We start from the raw sequence: 635 nt of genomic DNA, 5'->3' as shown, positions 1-635 counted from the left end.
GCTGGTAGTGACGCGCCCAGCTCTGAGCCTCAAGACGATCCTGAATGTAATAAGCGTTCATGGCTGAACTCCTGAAATAGCTGTGAAAATATCGCCCGCGAAATGCCGGGCTGATTAGGAAAACAGGAAAGGGGGTTAGTGAATGCTTTTGCTTGATCTCAGTTTCAGTATTAATATCCATTTTTTATAAGCGTCGACGGCTTCACGAACCATCTTTTCATCGCCAATAAAAGTGGCGCTAGTGAATTTAGTCTGGATAGCCATAAGTGTTTGATCCATTCTTTGGGACTCCTGGCTGATTAAGTATGTCGATAAGGCGTTTCCATCCGTCACGTAATTTACGGGTGATTCGTTCAAGTAAAGATTCGGAAGGGAAGCCAGCAACAGGCCACCCTGCAATGGCATATTGCATGGTGTGCTCCTTATTTATACATAACGAAAAACGCCTCGAGTGAAGCGTTATTGGTATGCGGTAAAACCGCACTCAGGCGGCCTTGATAGTCATATCATCTGAATCAAATATTCCTGATGTATCGATATCGGTACTTCTTATTCCTTCGCTACCATCCATTGGAGGCCATCCTTCCTGACCATTTCCATCATTCCAGTCGCACTCACACACAACACCATATGCA

General features: G+C 45.0%; 4 protein-coding genes. All 4 read right to left on the bottom strand.

Features of this window, described 5'->3' with window-relative positions:
• Positions 1-181 (bottom strand): host-nuclease inhibitor Gam family protein (locus tag WH50_RS27085; protein ID WP_223718874.1); only part of this gene is annotated, 181 nt, incomplete at its 3' end.
• Positions 136-264, bottom strand: a complete 129-nt coding sequence (kil, locus tag WH50_RS26255) for a host cell division inhibitory peptide Kil (RefSeq protein ID WP_423808478.1) — start codon at positions 262-264, stop codon at positions 136-138. The genes WH50_RS27085 and kil, both read right to left, overlap by 46 nt.
• Positions 248-412, bottom strand: coding sequence for a protease FtsH-inhibitory lysogeny factor CIII (locus WH50_RS26250; protein WP_133251444.1), 165 nt, complete (start codon positions 410-412; stop codon positions 248-250). Before WH50_RS26250 ends, kil begins: the two co-directional genes overlap by 17 nt.
• Positions 413-484: 72 nt before the next feature.
• Positions 485-622, bottom strand: coding sequence for a DUF2528 family protein (locus tag WH50_RS25945; protein WP_423808479.1), 138 nt, complete (start codon positions 620-622; stop codon positions 485-487).
• Between the last annotated feature and the right edge of the window lie 13 nt (positions 623-635).

The organism is Pokkaliibacter plantistimulans (assembly GCF_003194385.1).
Classification (GTDB): Bacteria; Pseudomonadota; Gammaproteobacteria; order Pseudomonadales; family Balneatricaceae; genus Pokkaliibacter; species Pokkaliibacter plantistimulans.
This window is presented reverse-complemented; position numbering and strand designations above follow the sequence as displayed.

Bases quoted from the DNA above. Each gene is read 5' to 3' on its own strand.
- kil (WP_423808478.1), bottom strand. From the start codon at position 264: ATGGCTATCCAGACTAAATTCACTAGCGCCACTTTTATTGGCGATGAA.
- WH50_RS26250 (WP_133251444.1), bottom strand. From the start codon at position 412: ATGCAATATGCCATTGCAGGGTGGCCTGTTGCTGGCTTCCCTTCCGAA.